At 46.3% G+C, this 19,106-nt stretch carries 25 protein-coding genes; 2 read left to right on the top strand and 23 right to left on the bottom strand.

The annotated features are described in order from the left end of the window. Positions 1-200: 200 nt before the first annotated feature. Positions 201-1,658 carry a tetratricopeptide repeat protein gene (locus tag FD967_RS00630; RefSeq protein WP_215326171.1) on the top strand — a complete coding sequence of 486 codons (1,458 nt, stop codon included), beginning with the start codon at positions 201-203 and terminating at the stop codon, positions 1,656-1,658. On the opposite strand, the gene tatC is transcribed toward FD967_RS00630, so the two are convergent. Genes tatC through hisB form a run of 10 tightly spaced genes read right to left on the bottom strand, consistent with a single transcriptional unit; the run spans position 1,643 to position 7,335 of the window. Then, positions 1,643-2,440: a twin-arginine translocase subunit TatC gene (tatC, locus tag FD967_RS00625; RefSeq protein WP_215326170.1), complete on the bottom strand. Its 798-nt coding sequence runs from the start codon at positions 2,438-2,440 to the stop codon at positions 1,643-1,645. The two genes, FD967_RS00630 and tatC, sit on opposite strands and share 16 nt — an antisense overlap. 28 nt (positions 2,441-2,468) lie before the next feature. After that, positions 2,469-2,945 carry a Sec-independent protein translocase protein TatB gene (gene tatB, locus FD967_RS00620; protein WP_215326169.1) on the bottom strand — a complete coding sequence of 159 codons (477 nt, stop codon included), beginning with the start codon at positions 2,943-2,945 and terminating at the stop codon, positions 2,469-2,471. A gap of 28 nt (positions 2,946-2,973) precedes the next feature. After that, positions 2,974-3,204 (bottom strand): Sec-independent protein translocase subunit TatA, encoded by a 231-nt coding sequence (gene tatA / locus FD967_RS00615; RefSeq protein WP_215326168.1) that lies wholly within the window; start codon positions 3,202-3,204, stop codon positions 2,974-2,976. 16 nt (positions 3,205-3,220) lie between these two features. Further along, entirely contained in the window at positions 3,221-3,577 is a 357-nt protein-coding gene (locus FD967_RS00610; RefSeq protein WP_215326167.1) for a histidine triad nucleotide-binding protein, read from the bottom strand. A gap of 3 nt (positions 3,578-3,580) precedes the next feature. Continuing rightward, positions 3,581-3,982, bottom strand: a complete 402-nt coding sequence (locus tag FD967_RS00605; protein WP_215326166.1) for a phosphoribosyl-ATP diphosphatase — start codon at positions 3,980-3,982, stop codon at positions 3,581-3,583. Between the two features lie 45 nt (positions 3,983-4,027). Continuing rightward, positions 4,028-4,438 (bottom strand): phosphoribosyl-AMP cyclohydrolase, encoded by a 411-nt coding sequence (hisI, locus tag FD967_RS00600; protein WP_215326165.1) that lies wholly within the window; start codon positions 4,436-4,438, stop codon positions 4,028-4,030. Between the two features lie 34 nt (positions 4,439-4,472). Beyond that, positions 4,473-5,231: an imidazole glycerol phosphate synthase subunit HisF gene (hisF, locus tag FD967_RS00595; RefSeq protein WP_215326164.1), complete on the bottom strand. Its 759-nt coding sequence runs from the start codon at positions 5,229-5,231 to the stop codon at positions 4,473-4,475. A gap of 11 nt (positions 5,232-5,242) precedes the next feature. Further along, entirely contained in the window at positions 5,243-6,004 is a 762-nt protein-coding gene (gene hisA, locus FD967_RS00590; protein ID WP_215326163.1) for a 1-(5-phosphoribosyl)-5-[(5-phosphoribosylamino)methylideneamino]imidazole-4-carboxamide isomerase, read from the bottom strand. 20 nt (positions 6,005-6,024) lie between these two features. After that, a complete protein-coding gene (gene hisH / locus FD967_RS00585; RefSeq protein WP_215326162.1) occupies positions 6,025-6,687 on the bottom strand; it encodes an imidazole glycerol phosphate synthase subunit HisH in 663 nt (220 codons plus the stop codon). A gap of 60 nt (positions 6,688-6,747) precedes the next feature. Next, entirely contained in the window at positions 6,748-7,335 is a 588-nt protein-coding gene (gene hisB / locus FD967_RS00580) for an imidazoleglycerol-phosphate dehydratase HisB (protein ID WP_215326161.1), read from the bottom strand. Positions 7,336-7,463: 128 nt separating this feature from the next. On the opposite strand from hisB, the gene hisC reads away from it, so the two are divergent. Beyond that, the gene (hisC, locus tag FD967_RS00575) at positions 7,464-8,537 is read left to right on the top strand and encodes a histidinol-phosphate transaminase (RefSeq protein ID WP_215326160.1); all 1,074 of its coding nucleotides are present in this window, start codon (positions 7,464-7,466) and stop codon (positions 8,535-8,537) included. On the opposite strand, the gene hisD is transcribed toward hisC, so the two are convergent. From hisD to FD967_RS00510, 13 genes are all read right to left on the bottom strand, one after another. Continuing rightward, entirely contained in the window at positions 8,534-9,862 is a 1,329-nt protein-coding gene (gene hisD / locus FD967_RS00570; RefSeq protein WP_215326159.1) for a histidinol dehydrogenase, read from the bottom strand. The two genes, hisC and hisD, sit on opposite strands and share 4 nt — an antisense overlap. Positions 9,863-9,876: 14 nt before the next feature. Continuing rightward, positions 9,877-10,503 carry an ATP phosphoribosyltransferase gene (gene hisG / locus FD967_RS00565; protein WP_215326158.1) on the bottom strand — a complete coding sequence of 209 codons (627 nt, stop codon included), beginning with the start codon at positions 10,501-10,503 and terminating at the stop codon, positions 9,877-9,879. Between the two features lie 20 nt (positions 10,504-10,523). Next, a complete protein-coding gene (gene murA / locus FD967_RS00560) occupies positions 10,524-11,798 on the bottom strand; it encodes a UDP-N-acetylglucosamine 1-carboxyvinyltransferase (protein WP_215326157.1) in 1,275 nt (424 codons plus the stop codon). A gap of 34 nt (positions 11,799-11,832) precedes the next feature. After that, positions 11,833-12,081 (bottom strand): BolA family protein, encoded by a 249-nt coding sequence (locus FD967_RS00555; protein WP_215326156.1) that lies wholly within the window; start codon positions 12,079-12,081, stop codon positions 11,833-11,835. 66 nt (positions 12,082-12,147) lie between these two features. Further along, entirely contained in the window at positions 12,148-12,936 is a 789-nt protein-coding gene (locus tag FD967_RS00550; RefSeq protein WP_215326155.1) for an ABC transporter permease, read from the bottom strand. Beyond that, the gene (locus FD967_RS00545) at positions 12,933-13,685 is read right to left on the bottom strand and encodes an ABC transporter ATP-binding protein (RefSeq protein ID WP_215326154.1); all 753 of its coding nucleotides are present in this window, start codon (positions 13,683-13,685) and stop codon (positions 12,933-12,935) included. Before FD967_RS00545 ends, FD967_RS00550 begins: the two co-directional genes overlap by 4 nt. 1 nt (position 13,686) lies before the next feature. Continuing rightward, positions 13,687-13,947 (bottom strand): lipid asymmetry maintenance protein MlaB, encoded by a 261-nt coding sequence (locus FD967_RS00540; RefSeq protein ID WP_215326153.1) that lies wholly within the window; start codon positions 13,945-13,947, stop codon positions 13,687-13,689. Positions 13,948-13,981: 34 nt separating this feature from the next. Next, complete coding sequence (locus tag FD967_RS00535) at positions 13,982-14,629, bottom strand: phospholipid-binding protein MlaC (RefSeq protein WP_215326152.1); 648 nt, start codon at positions 14,627-14,629, stop codon at positions 13,982-13,984. A 72-nt stretch (positions 14,630-14,701) separates the two neighbouring features. Beyond that, the gene (locus FD967_RS00530; RefSeq protein WP_215326151.1) at positions 14,702-15,448 is read right to left on the bottom strand and encodes a VacJ family lipoprotein; all 747 of its coding nucleotides are present in this window, start codon (positions 15,446-15,448) and stop codon (positions 14,702-14,704) included. Next, complete coding sequence (gene mlaD / locus FD967_RS00525) at positions 15,448-15,930, bottom strand: outer membrane lipid asymmetry maintenance protein MlaD (protein ID WP_215326149.1); 483 nt, start codon at positions 15,928-15,930, stop codon at positions 15,448-15,450. The genes FD967_RS00530 and mlaD overlap by 1 nt, the downstream gene beginning before the upstream one ends. Positions 15,931-15,951: 21 nt before the next feature. Next, the gene (gene mlaE, locus FD967_RS00520; RefSeq protein ID WP_371819301.1) at positions 15,952-16,743 is read right to left on the bottom strand and encodes a lipid asymmetry maintenance ABC transporter permease subunit MlaE; all 792 of its coding nucleotides are present in this window, start codon (positions 16,741-16,743) and stop codon (positions 15,952-15,954) included. Positions 16,744-16,745: 2 nt separating this feature from the next. Further along, a complete protein-coding gene (locus FD967_RS00515; RefSeq protein WP_251369049.1) occupies positions 16,746-17,612 on the bottom strand; it encodes an ABC transporter ATP-binding protein in 867 nt (288 codons plus the stop codon). Positions 17,613-17,622: 10 nt separating this feature from the next. After that, positions 17,623-19,086: a glutamate synthase subunit beta gene (locus tag FD967_RS00510; RefSeq protein WP_215326147.1), complete on the bottom strand. Its 1,464-nt coding sequence runs from the start codon at positions 19,084-19,086 to the stop codon at positions 17,623-17,625. Positions 19,087-19,106 lie beyond the last annotated feature (20 nt).

The raw sequence follows: 19,106 nt of genomic DNA, 5'->3' as shown, positions 1-19,106 counted from the left end.
CTCCATAAATTAAAAGTAATGCCCAAATAAAATCTGGGACTCACGAATTTTGCTGGTTTTGCCCCACTAGTCTGGTGGTAAGGGTATTTAGAAGCTCTTTTTGCTTGTCAAAAGGTAGTTTTTTGGCTTTCTTTGTTGTATCACGGCAACAAGGGCATACTTTTGAGGTGTTTTGGGGTCTTAGATGGCAGAATTGTCATATGGCAAGCCGTGAATTCTTAAAAATCCTGCAATCAGCCCGTCTTGGTGATGTTTCCGCACAACAAAATTTAGCATCCGCCTATCTTAGCGGTGCCTTCAAAACCCCAATACAGCCTTCGAATGCCTTGATTTGGCTAGAAAAATCATATTTATCTCTTAAAAATCAAGTACTTGGAAAAGCAAGCTCAAGCAACGAGGAGGTTGCCGATACCGGCGCGCCATCCTTACAAATTCTGGGGATGCTAGGACAAATTACAGAAGTTCCTCTGGCCGCAACCGTTAATTCGCCTGCATTTTTCTTTGGCTGGCAATCATTTTGGGAGATAGCAAAAGCACGAACACCCGACAGCAGTGCTGCGCAGTGGCAACTAGCCGATCTATTACTACATCCCGATAAGAAAGATCTCCAATCGCAACTGGGTACATGGCTTACCAAACAAAATGATGGGCGCGAACTTTCATCTCTTAGAAAGATCGCCAAAGATTTTCTATTAGATCTAGCCGAGACAGAATCACCATTTACTCACTCTGCCAAAGAACTTCTTATCAAGCTGCAACCCAAAGATGAAATGCTTTCCTCCATTTGGAATTCTTGGGTTGCTGATAAAAATGAAGATGCACTTCTGAGGGCTGCCGAACTCGGCCTCACTGTTGCTAAATTAACTCTTGGGTTGAAGTTGGCTCAGTTTGTCGAACTACCCACTTTGGATAAGGGTGGAAAATCAAATGCATCACTTAAGAGAGCTGCTTACTGGTTAGAGCTTGCAGCAAAAGATGGTGATCGAGATGCCTGGTTTGCACTTGGTGAGATTTATCGTCGTCCGCAATTTTCTGGATATAACGCCAGTGAAAGTGACCGCTGTTTTGATCGTGCAGCTGATTTGGGGCATGCACAAGCACAATTTAGAAGAGGCGCAAATTTATGGCGCAAGCGCGAGAAAGTGGAGGAGAAGGTTCGCGGCCTGCAAGCCTCTTATTGGATTTGGCAAGCACATCAACAAGGTGTGCCTGAAGCGAAAGAATTGCTCAGAAAAATTTTAGAAAATGTTCCCAATCCCAAAGGTAATAATTGGTATGAGTTAGCAACTTTTGCAGGGGAAGCACTTAATCATCATGCAGAACATAAACTGGATGAGGAATGGATTTTGCTGTGCCATCGACTCATCATTGCCAATCAATTTAACTTCAGTAAGACCGAGCTATTGCTTTGTGAGATAGGTCAATTGCAGCACGAACATTGTGTCGTAGTGGATCTTCGCCATGAGTTACCCAAGATTTTGCCAAGATTAATTCAAATAGATACCACCCAGCAGCGACGCTCTCTACTTGCAGCTGGAAAAGTATTTGCGGGAAATGAATCAGGCCTCGAGGGTAACCTTCGGCAAAGGCGCTATCGATTTGATCGGGTAATAGAGTGGCTTACCGCCACCTTCTCGCAAGATCAAGCGGTGGCTTGAGTATCTGGGTTTGTTGTTGTGCCAGCATCGTCATCTGACGGCTTAGGCACATAAAACCGCGCTATTAGGAGTCCGAGCTCATAAAGAAGACTCATTGGCACAGCCAAAAGCAATTGAGACAACACATCTGGCGGCGTAACGATTGCTGAAATAACAAAAGCGCCAACGATCACATAAGGACGAATCTCTCTCAACTTAGCCAGCGGTACCATACCCATTCTGACAAGAACCACGACAACCACAGGAACCTCAAAGGTAACTCCGAAAGCCAAAAAGGTATTCATAGCAAAACTAAGATATTTGTCTATATCGGTAGACATTTCCGCACCAAGCGGTGCGTTGTAACTTGCCATGAAATCAAATACGGTGGGGAATACCAAAAAGTAGGCAAAGGCCATTCCAAATATAAAGAGGCTATAGCTACTCACAATTAATGGCACGATTAGCTTGCGCTCATGTTGATACAAGCCAGGTGCAATGAATGCCCAAAGCTGATACATCACTACAGGCAAAGCAATCAAGAAGGCGACCAGCATGGTGACCTTCATAGGCACAAAAAATGATCCCGTGACATCAGTCACGATCATCTTGCCACCAGAGGGCAATGAATTCAGGAGTGGCTGTGAAAATAAATGAAAAATATCTGGCGCCCAGTAAACAAGGCAAACGAACACTGCAATGATTGCTAGGGCTGATTTAATGATGCGATCACGCAACTCAAATAAATGAGACAGGAAGGATTCTTGTAAGCCGGAATCTTCTGTTGAATTATTGTCAGTCATGCTTAGGTATTTTTATTCTTCTAGTTTTTTACTTGTTAGCGCTATGGTGAAAGCGCTTCATGCGAGCCGCACCAGATTGCACGCGAGTACGCATCCCAGTGGAATGCTTAAACCAAACCGGTCTGGCTGCGCGCCTGACACCCCAGCTCTTGCGCCCCTGACGGATTGACTCGCGAAGCACTTCTTTTGCATCCAACGGGGCTCTGGTGAAATTATTTTCAAAGATATCTGCCTGATCACTCAGATTGGCACCAGCCTCTTGAACCGTTGACTGAAGTGAGCTTTCCACATCTTTAAAGGCGGAGACACTTTCTTCACGGAGTTTCTTGAATTCCTCGACATCCATCTGCCGACTAACCTCAGATTTGACGTCAGCCATATAGCGCTGCGCCCTTCCAAATAAGTTGCCGGCCATGCGTGCGATCTTAGGAAGGCGCTCTGGGCCGACCACTACCAATGCAACTACTGCAATGAGTGCAAGCTTTGAAACTCCGAGATCAATCATTACAGCTGCGCATGATTTCTATCAACAATTACTTGTTGACATCTTTGGCGTGAACATCAACCGTTTTTTCTGTTGATGCAGCAGCGCTCTGAATTTGTTCTTTTGGCTCCTCAGCACCTTCAGGCGTTTTCATGCCGTCTTTGAAACCTTTTACAGCACCACCTAAGTCAGTGCCGATGTTGCGCAATTTTTTGGTACCGAATACCAGCATCACGATTACTAAAACAATCAACCAATGCCAAATGCTAAATGAACCCATTTTCAATCTCCTCGGACTATTTTTTCCAGGGGCGCGGACCGCCCATCACATGCAAGTGCAAGTGATAAACCTCTTGCCCACCATCTGCACCATTGTTCACAACCAATCTAAAGCCACCATCTCTTCCGGGACGGCAACCCTGCTCCTTGGCGAGACGCGATGCTAATTCCATCATTCTACCTAGCAATGGCGCATCTGCCACTTCTGCAGACTCCAGCATAGGGATATGTTTTTTAGGAATCATCAAAAAATGGATTGGCGCAGCTGGGTTGATGTCTTTAAAAGCATAGATTTCTTCATCCTCATAGACTTTCTGAGATGGGACTAATCCCTGAGAAATCTTACAAAACAGGCAATTTGGGTCTTGGGACATCAATTACTCCTTGCTGGCAGCTTTTCTAGCCGCCTTTTCTTCGATACCCGAGGTACCTAGGCGACGATTGAGCTCAGCCAAAACCTCCTCTGGGCGCAAGCCAAACTGGGAAAGTGCAATTAAGCAATGAAACCAAAGGTCGGCCATCTCGCCAACCAAGAGCTTTTGCTGCTCAGGGGCTAGATTAGAGTTGCGGGCATCTTTAGCCGCCATGACTGCCTCTGTAGCTTCCTCGCCAATCTTTTTCAGGATCCCATCGTCACCCTTAGAAAAGAGCAAAGCGGTATAGGAAGTCTTGGGGTCAGCCTGCCCAGCCTTAAATGCGTCTCGACGCTGATCCACCACATTGGCCAAATGAGTCAACGCAGAATCTAAATTAGAAGGGTTTTGTGCTGAACTAGTCATAAGGCGATTTTATGTCTTTTATTGTCAGGAAGGCTCAGAAGGGGCTTATTTATGAACCTTAGACTCGTCCACCCAGGCAGATTTACCAGAATCCCATTGCAGAAAGAAACAGCTGTGCTCACCAGTATGGCAAGCAATGCCGTCTTTTTGATCGACCATGAGCAAAATCGTGTCGCCATCACAGTCGAGGCGAATTTCTTTTACTTTTTGGGTGTGACCCGATTCTTCACCCTTGCGCCACAGCTTTTGTCTTGAACGAGTCCAATACACAGCCTCGCCCAAACGTAAGGTAGCCAATAAAGCATCGCGATTCATCCAAGCCATCATCAAGATATCTTTACTGCCAACTTCCTGGGCGATTACCGGAACGAGACCTTGCTCATTCCAAGTAACAGCATCTAGCCACGCTCCAGCCTCTAAAGACTCAATTGGAGTGAAGGTATTTTTTATGGTCATCTTTGAATTATTTTCTTAGTGGATCTATCTGGACTCAAATACGAACAGGGATACCTTGGCTAGCCATATATTCTTTTGCTTGGCCAACAGTATATTCACCGTAGTGAAAAATACTTGCTGCAAGAACTGCATCAGCATGGCCTTTGCTAATACCATCGACTAAGTGCTGCAAATTACCCACGCCACCAGAGGCGATCACCGGAACACTCACCACATCACTCACCGCTGCAGTTAACTCCAAATCAAAACCATCTTTACTGCCATCACGATTCATACTGGTGAGAAGAATTTCCCCAGCGCCACGCTGAGCGACTTCAGAAGCCCAGGTAACTACATCCATGCCGGTAGCGGTTCTACCGCCATGGGTAAAGACCTCCCAATTGCCTGCTTCAGTTTTTTTAGCATCAATAGCAACCACGATGCACTGCGAACCATAATATGCAGCAGCATCAGAAACTAAATCTGGATTTGCGACTGCCGATGAGTTCATGCTGACCTTATCAGCACCGGCATTGAGCAAGCGTCGTACATCTGCTACTGCACGCACACCACCACCAACGGTCAAAGGAATAAATACTTGGGATGCGACATCTTCAATGATATGCAATATGAGATCGCGGCCATCAGAGGTAGCAGTAATGTCTAAGAAGGTAAGCTCATCAGCGCCTTGAGTGTTGTAGCGCTTAGCAATCTCTACCGGATCACCCGCATCACGCAGACCAATAAAGTTCACACCTTTAACAACGCGCCCTGCCGTGACATCAAGGCAGGGAATAATTCTTTTAGTTAACACTGATCAGCACTCTAAATAATTTTCTTAGCGAACTTGAGCGTTAACGTATCAGCATATTTTTGTGCCGTAGTTAAGTCCAAATCACCAGCGTAAATTGAGCGCCCAGCAATGACACCCATAACGCCTTCAGCTTCAGCTTCACACAAGACTTCAATATCTTGGTTGTTAGATAGGCCACCGCTGGCAATCACTGGAATCCGAATAGCTTGTGCTAATTTAATCGTGGCATCCATGTTGATACCCTTCATCATGCCATCGCGACCAATGTCGGTGTAGATAATGGCTTCAACTCCGTAATCTTCAAATTTCTTAGCAAGGTCAATCACTTCATGACCCGTAATCTTGCTCCAACCATCAGTTGCCACTTTGCCATCACGCGCATCTAAGCCAACCATGATGTGGCCAGGGAAAGCAGTGCAAGCATCTTGCACAAAGCCAGGACTTTTGACCGCCGCAGTACCAATAATCACCGTACTAATACCGTCATCCAATAAACGCTCAATAGTTTCGAGATCACGAATGCCGCCGCCCAACTGAACTGGAATCTCATCACCTACTGCTTTCAAAATCGATTTAATGGCAGATTCATTTTTGAGTTTTCCGGCAAACGCACCATTCAAATCAACCAGATGTAAACGACGCGCTCCCTTGCCAATCCAATGCGCAGCCATTGCGCCTGGATCTTCAGAAAACACAGTAGCTTTATCCATGTCTCCTTGTTCGAGTCGAACACAGTGACCATCTTTTAAGTCAATCGCGGGAATGAGCAGCATAGCGGTAGATTAGAGAAGTATTAAGGTTGCCAAGAAATAAAATTTTTGTAGAGCTTTAATCCGTATTCTGCACTTTTTTCTGGATGAAATTGCGTTGCAAAAATATTATCCCTTGCAACAGCAGAAGTAAACCAATCGCCATATTCTGTTGAGCCGGCAATATCTTCTTTAAGTTGCGGCACAACAAAGTAACTATGCACAAAATAAAAACTAGTCAAATCGGGAATACCATTCCACAGCGGATGCTGGCGATCCTGGCGAACCTGATTCCAGCCCATATGGGGAACCTTATAAGCGGAACCATCTGGCTGCAATTTGCCAGCCAATTCAAAACGTCGCACCTCACCCGGAATCAATCCCAAGCAAGGAGTCCAGGCTGAGCTGGGATTTGCCCGTACTTCAGCACTTTGATCAAACAGCATCTGCTCACCCACGCAAACACCTAGCAATGGCTTATTTTTAGCAGCATCTAATAGCGCCTCTAATAAGCCTGACTCTTGAAGATGCTTCATGCAATCTGGCATACCCCCCTGCCCTGGAAGCACTACGCGATCTGCGGTGAGGATTTCTTCGGGGGTGTGCGCAATCAGAACATTGGCGTCTGGTGCCACATGATGAAAGGCCTGATATACAGAACGTAGGTTACCCATTCCGTAGTCAACGATCGCAATGGTTTGCGCCAAGTTAGCCTATGTTCTGTGGTTTTTTGACAGTCTTCAACTCAACGCTAGAAATTTTCTAGGCTAGAGACTGCCCTTAGTAGAAGGAACAACACCAGAAGCACGTGGATCGAGCTCTAATGCCATACGCAGTGCTCGGCCAAAGGCCTTGAACACAGTTTCAATCTGGTGGTGAGCATTAATGCCACGCAAGTTATCGATGTGTAAAGTTACTCCAGCATGGTTTACAAAACCACGGAAGAACTCGATGCTCAGATCCACATCAAAGTCACCTACGCGTGCACGGGTAAACGGCACGTTGAACTCCAACCCTGGACGACCAGAAAAGTCGATGACCACCCGAGAAAGGGTTTCATCCAAAGGAACGTAGGAGTGGCCGTAGCGGGTAATACCCGCCTTATCGCCAACTGCCTTAGCAAATGCTTGCCCCAGAGTAATTCCTACATCCTCAACGGTATGGTGGTCATCAATATGGGTATCGCCTGTGGCGACTACTTTGAGGTCAATCATGCCGTGACGGGCAATTTGATCCAACATATGGTCCAAGAAAGGTACGCCAGAGGCTAGCTCAGCCTTACCTGTGCCATCTAAATTGATAGCAATTTGAATTTTGGTTTCCGAAGTGTTTCGGGTAACGTCGGCTTGCCGCATGCTTCAGTGCGCCGCGAGGCGAAGTGTTGATTGAAGCCTCATAATATCATTCCTAATACAGATATAAATGCCGATTTTTTGATTGCTAGCGTTTATTGATTTTTGCTGATTTTTAACTAGAGTCCCTCATGAGCCGCTTTTGGAGCCCCGTTGTTCAGACCCTGACCCCTTATACCCCTGGGGAGCAACCGCAAATGGAGCGGCTGGTAAAGCTCAATACGAATGAGAGTCCTTATGGCCCATCCCCCAAGGCCCTAGCCGCTATAAATCGGCAAAATACCGATGATTTAAGACTCTATCCAGACCCCGAAGGAGCGGCCCTTAAAAAAGCCATTGCTGATTTGCACGGCCTTGACCCAAAACAAGTGTTTTTAGGTAACGGCTCAGACGAGGTCCTGGCCCACGTATTTTTAGGCCTACTCAAACAAGTCAAGCCAATCCAGTTTCCAGATATCACTTATAGCTTCTACCCAGTCTATTGCAAGTTATTTGGGATTGACTATCAGGCAGTTCCTTTGGGCTCAAATTTTGAGATCCAAGCTCAGGATTTCAAAACTCCGAATGGCGGGATTATTTTCCCCAATCCCAATGCCCCTACCGGTCGCGCTATTCCTCGCTCAGATATCGAAGCCCTACTCGGCAGAAATGCAGAATCGGTAGTAGTGATTGACGAGGCCTATGTGGATTACGGAACCGAATCTTGCATTCCACTACTTCGCGGAAGCGCTTGCCCAGAAAATCTTTTAGTCGTTCACACGTTATCCAAGTCACGCGCCCTAGCAGGACTCCGAGTTGGATTTGCCGTTGGGCACCCAGCCCTCATTGAAGGTCTTGAGCGTGTAAAAAATAGTTTTAACTCTTACCCGCTAGGCCGCTTGGCTCAAGCGGGAGCAATTGCTGCAATACAAGATCAAGCGCATCTGGAATCGACGAGTAAAAAAGTGATTCAAACTCGCGAACGCTTGGTCGCTGAATTAAGCGCACTAGGTTTTGATACTTTGCCATCAACAGCCAACTTTATTTTTACGCGTCATCCGAAACATGCTGGAGCAAAGCTATATCAATCTTTACGCGATCGTGGAATTATTGTGCGTCACTTTAAGTCGCCAAGGATTGAAGAATTTATGCGCATCACTATCGGTAACGATGATCAAACGAATGAGTTGATTGGTGCCCTGAAAGAAATTTTGGCTAGCGCTTAAATTGATTTCTTCAGGCGCATCTCAGCAGCACGTGCATGAGCCGTCAGGCCTTCGCCGTGTGCGAGGGTGCTAGCAACAGCACCTAAGGTTTGAGCGCCTGCTTCACTCACTTCAATCATGCTCGAGCGCTTAATGAAGTCATACACCCCCAATGGAGATGAGAAACGCGCAGTGCGAGCTGTTGGCAAAACGTGATTTGGGCCTGCGCAATAATCTCCCAAAGATTCGCTGGTGTAGTTGCCCATAAAGATGGCGCCAGCATGACGAATTAAGTCAGCCCACTTGCGCGGCTCAGCAGCACAAATCTCCAAATGCTCAGCGGCAATGGCATTGGCAATCTCACAGGCCTCGCTCATATCTTTTACCTGAATTAATAAAGCACGATTAGTAAGCGATGTTTCAATCACTTTCTTTCTGGGCATTTCTGGCAATAGCTTATTAATACTTGCCTGCACTTGCTCAATAAATTTCTCATCCGGGCAAAGCAAAATAGATTGCGCTAATTCATCGTGCTCTGCTTGCGAGAACAAATCCATCGCAATCCAATCGGGCTTACTAGCGCCATCACAAAGAATCAAAATCTCTGATGGGCCAGCAATCATGTCGATGCCAACAGTGCCAAATACTCTGCGCTTAGCAGCGGCAACATAGGCGTTACCGGGACCAACAATTTTATCTACCGGCGGAATAGTCTGCGTACCGTAAGCTAAAGCACCAACCGCTTGCGCGCCACCGACTGTAAAAACACGATCAACACCGGATAAGTAGGCAGCAGCCAAGACCAAAGAATTACGAGCACCATCGGGAGTAGGCACCACCATGATGACTTCTTTAACGCCAGCAACTTTTGCAGGGATTGCATTCATCAACACAGAAGATGGATAGGCAGCTTTACCGCCAGGCACATAAATTCCGACACGATCTAAGGCGGTAACTTTTTGACCTAAGCGCGTACCATCCGCCTCTTCATATTCCCAAGAATGGCAACCAGCTTCAATCTTTTGCTTCTCATGATAAGTGCGCACTCTTTGAGCGGCAATATCAAGCGCATTTTTTTGTTCAACCGATAAGCCTTGATAAGCTTTCTCTAACTCTTCTTTAGAAATTTCTAACTCAGCCACACTAGAAACATTGAGGCGATCAAACTGCTTTGTAAAGGAGAGCACTGCGGCATCGCCCTGGCTTTTGACTTGCGCCAGAATTTTTACCACTGCGGCATCAATCGCCTCATCGTCTGCCATTGGCAAAGATAAGCTGGAGAGCAGAGTTTCTTTAAACCCTGCATCTTTGCTATTAAGGCGTTTGACCATGACCTCTACTGACATATGAATTTTTTAATTTACTTTAGCAACTCAAAAAATGGCTGGAGCTGAGCGCGCTTACGTTTGTAAGACGCTTGATTAACCACTAAGCGTGCACTGATATCAGCGATGGGCTCGACCTCAACTAAGCCGTTAGCGCGCAGGGTATTGCCGGTGGACACTAAATCGACAATCGCATCTGCCAAACCAACCAATGGAGCTAGCTCCATTGAGCCATATAAATGAATCGTATCGATGTGAACACCTTTATTAGCAAAGTGTTCGCGTGCGCAGTTAACGTACTTTGTTGCAACTTTCAAACGCGAGCCCTGCTTAACTGCGGCTGCGTAATCAAAACCTTCTCTCACAGCAACTGACATACGGCATTTTGCGATGTTCAAATCAAAAGGAACATATAGGCCATCGGTACCGTTCTCCATTAAGACATCAAGACCGGCAACTCCAAAATCGGCTCCGCCAAATTGAACGTAGGTCGGCACATCTGAAGCGCGCACAATAATCAGGCGCACGTCAGGATTGGAGGTTTCAATAATCAGTTTGCGTGACTTTTCTGGATCCTCAAGCGGACGAATACCGATCTTAGATAAGATCTCAGCGGTTTCTTCGAAGATGCGCCCCTTCGAGAGGGCTAGAGTTAACTTCATGGACTAATTATCCATCAGGCTTACTTGATCCGCTGAATGTTAGCCCCCAAGAGGGTCAACTTTTGCTCCATGCGGTCATATCCACGATCTAAGTGATAAATCCGGTCTACCTGGGTTTCTCCTTGGGCAGCTAAGCCGGCAATCACTAGGCTAGCAGAGGCCCGCAAATCGGTAGCCATCACAATAGCGCCAGATAGCTTCTCCACGCCCTGAGCAATTGCTGTATTCCCCTCAATTGCGATATCAGCACCGAGGCGGTTCATCTCTTGAACGTGCATAAAGCGATTTTCGAAGATGGTCTCAGTAATGGTGGCGTTACCCTCTGCAATCGCATTCACTGCCATGAGTTGCGCCTGCATATCGGTTGGGAAGGCTGGATATTCAGAGGTACGGAAGCTGACAGCCTTAGGACGACCTCTCATAGAAGCTTTGATCCAATCAGGGCCCACTTCCATCTCTAAGCCAGCTTCTTTGAGTTTGACTATCACCGCATCCAAGGTGTCTGGACGGCAGTGCTTCACCAGCACTTCACCACCAGCGGCAGCAACTGCGCACAGGAATGTACCCGCCTCAATACGGTCAGCAATCACAGCATGTTCTGCACTGTGGAGCTTTTCAACCCCCTCAATCACCAAGCGATCGCTACCAATACCGGTAATCTTCGCACCCATTTTGACGAGTAGCTCAGCTAAGTCCCCTACCTCAGGCTCGCGCGCTGCATTCTCTAATATCGTAGTGCCTGATGCCAAAGTAGCGGCCATCAATAAATTTTCTGTGCCAGTTACGGTAATCATGTCAGTCAAGATTGAAGCGCCTTGTAGACGACCCGTAGCAGATTTAGTTTCTGCCTGAATATAACCACTCTTAATCTTGATGGTGGCACCCATGGCCTTCAAGCCCTTGATGTGCTGATCTACTGGACGCGCACCAATAGCGCAGCCGCCCGGCAGTGAAACCTTAGCGCTATGCATTCTGGCAAGCAATGGGCCCAGAACCAAAATAGAGGCACGCATGGTTTTAACCATTTCGTAAGTTGCTTCAGAACTCTTAATATTGGCTGCGTTGAGCACCACATGATTTCGATTGCTCGGATCTGGGAAAGTTACGGTTACACCAATTTCCTGGAGGAGCTTGAGCATGGTCCGAACATCTTGTAAGTCGGGAACATTAAGCAAAGTAATAGGCTGATCAGTGAGCAAGCAAGCGCACAAAATTGGTAGTGCCGCATTCTTGGCGCCAGCAATCAGCACCTCACCCTTTAAAGGGGTGCCGCCAACCATTCGTAATTTATCCATAAAACTATTCCAGTAAAAAGCTAATGCCGTATTTTTAAGTTGGGGTGTTTTGTGCGAACTCTTCAGGAGTAAATGCTTTGATTGATAAAGCGTGCACCTCCGCTTTCATGCGATCACCCATAGCACCATATACCAATTGATGACGCTGAATCAAACGCTTGCCTTCAAACTCTGAACTCACAATCGTCGCAAAAAAATGCTGACCATCACCCTCAACTTTAACGTGGGTGCATGAGAGGCCTTGCTGAATATAGCCTTCAATTTGTTCTGGGGTTGGGAACATCACAATCTCCTGATTTCTAATTTCTGAATATTCTTAAATACTAATTTTGAAGCAAGCCTTACGCACTCAGTTCCTAAGCTTGTAGCCTTTTTGCAGTAAACGCAAAGCAATCACTGAGACTGCGATAAAGAAGCAGGCAACAATCGCCAAACTATTCCAAGGGGGTATGTCTGACACTCCGAAGAAACCATAACGGAAGCCATCGATCATATAAAAGAATGGATTGAAGTGAGATACCACTTGCCATGCAACTGGCAAAGAATGAATGGAGTAAAACACGCCTGACAGCATGGTTGCTGGCATGATGATGAAATTCTGGAAGGCCGCCAATTGATCGTATTTGTCTGCCCAAATGCCCGCAATTAAACCCATGCTTCCTAAAATTGCCGCGCCCAATAAAGCGAATGCCATGATCCACAAGGGATACTCAAAAGATGGCATAGCAAACCATGCGGTAATCAGTAATACACCAGCACCAACAACAATTCCACGAAACACTGCAGCTAAGACATAGGCAGCATAAAACTCTAAGTGACTAAAAGGGGCTAGCAATACAAAGACTAGGTTGCCAGTTACCTTAGACTGAATGAGAGATGAAGAGGTATTGGCAAATGCATTCTGCAGTACGCTCATCATGACTAAACCAGGAATCAAGAAGGCCGTGTAATTTAAGCGGCCATATACCTCTTTTCCCTCGAGCACATGTCCGAAGATCATTAAATATAGAACAGCAGTAAGAACTGGCGCAGCAACAGTCTGGAACGCTACCTTATAAAAACGTTTAATTTCTTTTCGTAATAGGGTTGGGAAACCACTCCCATAGGAGATTGGCAGTTTATTCAGAATAGGCTTCATCGAGCACCTCCCGACATGATGTTGACAAACACATCTTCGAGATCTGTTTTACCCTCACCATCTTTTTTCACTGAGCCGTATTGGCTCAATAAATTCGCGGTTGTATCCAAAGCAACAATCTTTCCTTGCTTGAGCATGGCAATGCGCTGACACAATGCCTCAGCCTCTTCAAGGTAATGGGTTGTTAAAACGATGGTGTGACCATCTTGGTTTAGGCGACTAATAAATTGCCAAAGCGATTGACGCAACTCCACGTCAACTCCAGCAGTAGGCTCATCCAAAATAATGACTGGCGGTCTATGAACCAAGGCCTGCGCCACCAATACTCGGCGCTTCATACCGCCAGATAAGGAACGCATATTGCTATCGGCTTTACCAGTGAGATCCAAGTTAGCCATAATCTCGTCAATCCAAGCATCGTTATGCCGAATCCCAAAATAACCAGATTGAAATTGCAGCGTTTCTCTAACAGTAAAGAATGGATCGAACACCAGCTCCTGCGGCACGACGCCTAACATCCGTCGAGCATCACGAAATTGACTTTGAACATCTGCTCCCATGATTGCCGCGTGACCGCGATCTGCAGTAACTAAACCCGCCAGTATCGAGATGAGTGTTGTCTTACCGGCACCATTGGGGCCCAGCAGGCCAAAGAACTCACCTGGCTCAATGGATAAAGAAACATCATCTAGCGCTTGAAGTGCGCCATAATTTTTGGATACGTTTTTAATTGATATTGCGGCGTGCATGCTATGACAAACCTAGCAACTGGGCTACACCATATACGCCGGCTAATACGATTAATTTTTCAGGCGCATTTTGCACAGCAATCTGCTGACCATCGGCTTGTAATTTCTTCTGCCATGCCAATAAGACAGTTAGCACAGTAGAGTCAAAATCCTTGAGATTGCAGCAATCTACCGCTCTTAATGTCGCAAGATTTAAGAGGCCATCTTTCTCCAACTGCAATACATTGTCTTGCGTCACTGAACTGGGTAATAAGAATGGCATCTAATATTTATCTTTGATTGAACCTGTGCGGTCTTTAGTTTGCTGGCTTCGCAGCAGCAAGCTGCTTGTTGCGATCCTGCAAGAACTTGACCAAACCCTCAACGCCATTTTGGCTAATTTGATTGGCAAACTGATTGCGATAAGCCTCTACCAGCCAGACGCCCATGATGTTCATGTCGTAAACCCTCCAACCATTGGCTGTTTTTTCAAGGCGGTAGTCAAGCGGGACTGGATCTCCGCGACCGACGACTACAGTCTTTACAACCACTTCCTTGTCGTCTGGAGCTGCACGCAAAGGCTTAAATTGAATTGTTTGATCACGCAGTTGGCTTAGAGCGCCAGAGTATGTACGAATCAGTAAATTCTTAAACTCAGAAACTAATTGAGCCTGTTGCTCAGGAGTCGCTTTCTTCCAATTGGGGCCCATCGCCATTTCAGTAGTGCGGCGCATGTCGGTGTAAGGAACAATTTTCTTTTCCACTAAATCTACAACGCGCGGGATATTCCCTTTTTGAATTTCTGGATCAGACTTTACAGAAGCCATCACATCAGAAACAACGGCCTTAATCAAACCATCTGGCGTGGACTGATCCACTGCTTGAGCAGAAGCACTGCTAGCAAACAATAAGAAGCTTAATAGCAGCACTGAAAAATATTTTTGCATCGTTTTTTGGCTTTTCATGAGTCCTCGATTAATGCTAATCATTGAAGCTCATTTTAGCTCCTTAACCAAATCCCGTGAGGCTCAGGCGTTTTATTGGTAAGGGTTCTCGTAAACTGGCATCAGAGGCTCTTCATCGTCACGCCCCTCATTGATCTGGTAAGCACGTCTCTGAATATAGGCGTCCCGCACAAAGCTATATTTATCGATTGCAGCCCCATCTAATAAATCACCCGCCTCGTAATACGTATTACGTGCATTGACCACCCTCAACCCAGTAATACTATTACGCAGGCCGATATCTTTGATGTAACTAAATAGATAGTCAGACTCTAAATCAGCTGCGGTACCAAAGGTATCGCGTACATTACTTGCCCCAAAGAACGGCAGAACCACATAAGGGCCAGAAGGAATACCCCAAACGCCAAAGGTTTGGCCCCAATCTTCCTTATGCTTTGGTAGACCCCCTGGAGTTGCCATATCAATTAAGCCACCTAAACCAAAGGTGGTATTAACCACCACCCTCATCAGGTCGCTAAAGGCATAGTCGGGCTTGCCCTGCAAAAGATTCTGCAGTGCAGTGTAGATATCGCTGTAATTACTAAAAAAGTTATAAATACCGTCACGCACAAACTCTGGCAAGACAAAACGGTAGCCAGTCACTACTGGCTTGAGTAGATAGGCGTCTAAGCCTTCATTAAACTCAAAAACGGAGCGATTAAACGGCTCCCAAGGATCACTTGGGGAAGGTTCTACGCCGGCAGGGATGGAGGCACAACCCACCATGCCGGCTGCAAGAGCAAGCAGTACAAGACGTTTAAGTTTGACAAGCCACTGCATTACTTTTCAGCACCCTTATCTTTACCGCTATCGGCAGCCTTGTTATACAAGAACTGGCTAATCAGATTTTCTAGAACAACAGCCGACTGAGTCTGAGTAATCTTATCTCCAGCAGCCAACATATCATCGGAGCCGCCGGCCTCAAGCCCGATGTATTGCTCACCTAATAAACCTGAAGTCAAAATCTTGGCAGAAGAATCCCTGGGGAACTTATAGGCTTCCTCAATGGTCATGGTGACAGTGGCCTGATAAGTCTTGTCATCAAAAGAAATATTCGCAATACGCCCAACGACTACACCCGCACTTTTGACTGGTGCGCGTGGCTTCAGTCCACCGATATTGTCAAAACGAGCAGAAATTTTGTAAGTGGGCGCAAATGAAACGGCATTCATATTGCCAACTTTCAATGCGAGAAACAAAGCAGCCAGCAAACCAATGGCTACAAAGATTCCGACCCAAACATCAATTGCACTTTTTCTCATAAGAGTTCCAGTTTATTCTTTCTAATTCGAGAACATCATCGCGGTGAGCAAGAAATCTAATGCTAAAACCGATAAGGAAGAGATCACTACTGTTCTGGTGGTGGCTTGCGAAACGCCCTCAGGCGTCGGTTTTGCCTCGTAGCCCTGATAAAGCGCAATAAAGGTCACTGCCACACCAAATACCAGACTTTTAATCAAGCCATTTCCAATATCGGAAAAGAGGTCCACCCCGCCTTGCATCTGCGACCAAAAGGCGCCGGAGTCCACCCCAATTAAAGGAACACCAACAAAATAGCCACCCATGACACCGACTGCAGTAAAGATCGTTGCCAAAATCGGCATCGTAATAATCCCAGCCCAAAGTCGTGGGGCGATCACGCGGCTTAATGGATCTACCGCCATCATTTCCATGGCGCTGAGCTGTTCACCGGCCTTCATTAAGCCAATCTCAGCGGTAAGTGATGTACCAGCACGACCAGCAAATAAGAGGGCAGTTATCACAGGGCCCAATTCCCGGGTGAGCGATAAAGCCACCAATAAACCCAAAGCCTGCTCCGAACCATAACGATTCAAGGTGTAATAACCTTGCAAACCCAAAACAAAACCAACAAACAAACCAGATACCGCAATAATCACAAACGAGTAATTACCCAAAAATAAAATTTGATCGGAAACTAAACGTGGTCTCTTTAATAAAAAGCTAGAGCGCCAAATCACTGCGGCAAACATGCGCGCAGCAAGCCCAAGGCTAGTTAAGTTTCGACGAACGAAGAATCCAAGATCACTCAAGAAATCTATAGTTTTATCAAGCATGCTCATTTGAGGCTCACCCCAAAATCTTCTTCAAGGCTTTGCCCTGGATAGTGAAATGGTACTGGACCATCCGGTGAGGCATCTAAGAATTGACGTACAAAAGGATCTGTTGAGCGACTTAACTCTTCTGGTGTTCCCTCAGCACCAATACGACCATTAGCAATGAAATACACATAATCGGCAATTTCAAAAGTTTCTTCCACATCATGCGTTACCAATAAACTGGTTGCACCTAAAGCCTGATTCAAATCCCGAATCAAGCGCGCAGTAATCCCCAATGAAATCGGATCTAAACCAGCAAAGGGCTCGTCATACATGATCAAAGGGGGATCAAGCGCAATCGCTCTTGCTAGCGCAACACGGCGCGCCATGCCACCAGAAATCTGTGAAGGCATTAAATCACGTGCTCCACGCAAGCCCACTGCATTGAGCTTCATCAACACCAAAGAGCGCAATAGCTCTTCACTTAAATTGGTGTGCTCACGCAAAGGAAAGGCGACGTTTTCGAAAACACTGAGGTCAGTAAAGAGTGCGCCAAACTGAAAGAGCATTCCCATACGACGACGGGCTGCCATCAATTCAGTGCTGTTCATTTTGCCAATATCATGGCCTTCGAATAAAACTTGACCAGACTGCGCGGTAAATTGACCACCAATGAGTCTAAGAATGGTGGTCTTGCCACAACCAGAGCCACCCATGACGGCAACCACTTGACCGCGATGGAACTCCATATTGAGTCCCGATAGAATTTTCCGCTCGCCAGGGGCATAGGAGAAGTTGACGTCCTTGATTGAAACGACAACTTCGCCATGGCCACCACTAAAGGTCTTTTGCTTCACTTCCACCGAGTTGGAGCGGCCACTGTTCATATTGTCAATATTATCGCGGCAGAACAGAAGACCCCATTAAATACTCGTCTACTGCTTGGGCCGCCTGACGACCTTCACGAATCGCCCAAACCACCAAAGACTGTCCACGGCGCATATCACCAGCAGCAAATACCTTAGGAACATTGGTTTGGTAAGCGTTTTGGCCATCGACAGTGGCTTTTGCATTCCCACGGGCGTCTTTTTCAACACCGAAGGCATTCAGCACCTGCGCTGCTGGGGACACAAAACCCATTGCCAAAAACACTAAATCTGCCTTTATTTCGAATTCAGAGTTTGGCATTTCTGACATCTTGCCGTCTTTCCACTCCAAGCGCACACAGATCAACTTCTCAAGTTTGCCGTCTTTACCTTCAAAACGCTTGGTCGCAACAGACCAATCGCGCTCACAACCTTCTTCGTGCGAAGAGGATGTACGCAATTTAGTTGGCCAATATGGCCATACCAAAGGCTTGTTTTCAGTCTCTGGTGGTTGCGGTAGCAATTCAAATTGGGTAATCTTGGCGGCGCCATGACGATTTGATGTTCCTACGCAATCAGATCCAGTGTCGCCACCACCAATCACGATGACATGCTTACCGGCTGCAGAAATTTCATTTTTCAAATCACCTGCATTTTCTTTGTTCTGTGGAATCAAGAAATCCAAAGCATAGTGAACGCCTTTTAGCTCACGGCCAGGAACTGGCAAGTCACGCGGCTGTTCAGACCCACCACTAATGACGACAGCATCAAAATCTTTCATCAGCTGATCAGGTGAAACTGTTTTTGTGGAGTAATTTTTTACTTCAGTACCAATCGCTTCTTTACCTACAAATACACCAGTCTCAAACTTCACACCCTCAGCTTGCATTTGCTCTACACGACGGTCGATCAACCATTTTTCCATTTTGAAATCAGGAATGCCGTAGCGCAACAATCCACCAACACGATCATTCTTTTCGAACACGGTGACGTCATGGCCGACGCGCGCTAATTGCTGCGCAGTCGCCATACCAGCAGGTCCACCACCAACAATGGCAACTTTTTTACCCGTTTTAGTTTTAGGTAGCTGTGGCTTAACCCAACCATTTTCCCAGCCCTTATCAATAATGGCATGCTCAATCGACTTAATGCCAACCGCGTCACTATTGATACCCAAGGTACAGGCAGCTTCACAAGGTGCAGGACAAATACGGCCAGTGAACTCAGGGAAGTTGTTGGTGGATTGCAAAACATCTAATGCATTCTTCCAGTCATCATGAAATACCAAATCATTGAAGTCAGGAATGATGTTGTTAACAGGACAGCCGTTGTTACAGAATGGAATACCACAATCCATGCAACGCGCACCTTGCACTTTAGCTTCATCATCTGTCAGTGCCGCAACAAACTCTTTGTAATGATGGAGGCGCTTAACGGGAGCTTCGTAGGTTTCATCTACGCGCTCAAACTCCATAAATCCAGTGACCTTACCCATATCGAATCCTTAGTATCTTT

It is taken from the genome of Polynucleobacter sp. JS-Mosq-20-D10, assembly GCF_018687755.1.
Classification (GTDB): Bacteria; Pseudomonadota; Gammaproteobacteria; order Burkholderiales; family Burkholderiaceae; genus Polynucleobacter.
This window is presented reverse-complemented; position numbering and strand designations above follow the sequence as displayed.

Bases quoted from the DNA above. Each gene is read 5' to 3' on its own strand.
- FD967_RS00605 (WP_215326166.1), bottom strand. From the start codon at position 3,982: ATGACTAGTTCAGCACAAAACCCTTCTAATTTAGATTCTGCGTTGACT.
- FD967_RS00510 (WP_215326147.1), bottom strand. From the start codon at position 19,086: ATGGGTAAGGTCACTGGATTTATGGAGTTTGAGCGCGTAGATGAAACC.
- FD967_RS00550 (WP_215326155.1), bottom strand. From the start codon at position 12,936: ATGAAGCCTATTCTGAATAAACTGCCAATCTCCTATGGGAGTGGTTTC.
- tatA (WP_215326168.1), bottom strand. From the start codon at position 3,204: ATGGGTTCATTTAGCATTTGGCATTGGTTGATTGTTTTAGTAATCGTG.
- hisA (WP_215326163.1), bottom strand. From the start codon at position 6,004: ATGCTGCTCATTCCCGCGATTGACTTAAAAGATGGTCACTGTGTTCGA.
- murA (WP_215326157.1), bottom strand. From the start codon at position 11,798: ATGGATAAATTACGAATGGTTGGCGGCACCCCTTTAAAGGGTGAGGTG.
- mlaD (WP_215326149.1), bottom strand. From the start codon at position 15,930: ATGAGAAAAAGTGCAATTGATGTTTGGGTCGGAATCTTTGTAGCCATT.
- FD967_RS00535 (WP_215326152.1), bottom strand. From the start codon at position 14,629: ATGAAAAGCCAAAAAACGATGCAAAAATATTTTTCAGTGCTGCTATTA.
- tatC (WP_215326170.1), bottom strand. From the start codon at position 2,440: ATGACTGACAATAATTCAACAGAAGATTCCGGCTTACAAGAATCCTTC.
- FD967_RS00610 (WP_215326167.1), bottom strand. From the start codon at position 3,577: ATGTCCCAAGACCCAAATTGCCTGTTTTGTAAGATTTCTCAGGGATTA.
- FD967_RS00630 (WP_215326171.1), top strand. From the start codon at position 201: ATGGCAAGCCGTGAATTCTTAAAAATCCTGCAATCAGCCCGTCTTGGT.
- mlaE (WP_371819301.1), bottom strand. From the start codon at position 16,743: ATGCTTGATAAAACTATAGATTTCTTGAGTGATCTTGGATTCTTCGTT.
- hisG (WP_215326158.1), bottom strand. From the start codon at position 10,503: ATGAAGTTAACTCTAGCCCTCTCGAAGGGGCGCATCTTCGAAGAAACC.
- FD967_RS00530 (WP_215326151.1), bottom strand. From the start codon at position 15,448: ATGCAGTGGCTTGTCAAACTTAAACGTCTTGTACTGCTTGCTCTTGCA.
- hisC (WP_215326160.1), top strand. From the start codon at position 7,464: ATGAGCCGCTTTTGGAGCCCCGTTGTTCAGACCCTGACCCCTTATACC.
- tatB (WP_215326169.1), bottom strand. From the start codon at position 2,945: ATGATTGATCTCGGAGTTTCAAAGCTTGCACTCATTGCAGTAGTTGCA.
- FD967_RS00545 (WP_215326154.1), bottom strand. From the start codon at position 13,685: ATGCACGCCGCAATATCAATTAAAAACGTATCCAAAAATTATGGCGCA.
- hisI (WP_215326165.1), bottom strand. From the start codon at position 4,438: ATGACCATAAAAAATACCTTCACTCCAATTGAGTCTTTAGAGGCTGGA.
- FD967_RS00555 (WP_215326156.1), bottom strand. From the start codon at position 12,081: ATGTTCCCAACCCCAGAACAAATTGAAGGCTATATTCAGCAAGGCCTC.
- FD967_RS00515 (WP_251369049.1), bottom strand. From the start codon at position 17,612: ATGAACAGTGGCCGCTCCAACTCGGTGGAAGTGAAGCAAAAGACCTTT.
- hisB (WP_215326161.1), bottom strand. From the start codon at position 7,335: ATGCGGCAAGCCGACGTTACCCGAAACACTTCGGAAACCAAAATTCAA.
- hisD (WP_215326159.1), bottom strand. From the start codon at position 9,862: ATGTCAGTAGAGGTCATGGTCAAACGCCTTAATAGCAAAGATGCAGGG.
- FD967_RS00540 (WP_215326153.1), bottom strand. From the start codon at position 13,947: ATGCCATTCTTATTACCCAGTTCAGTGACGCAAGACAATGTATTGCAG.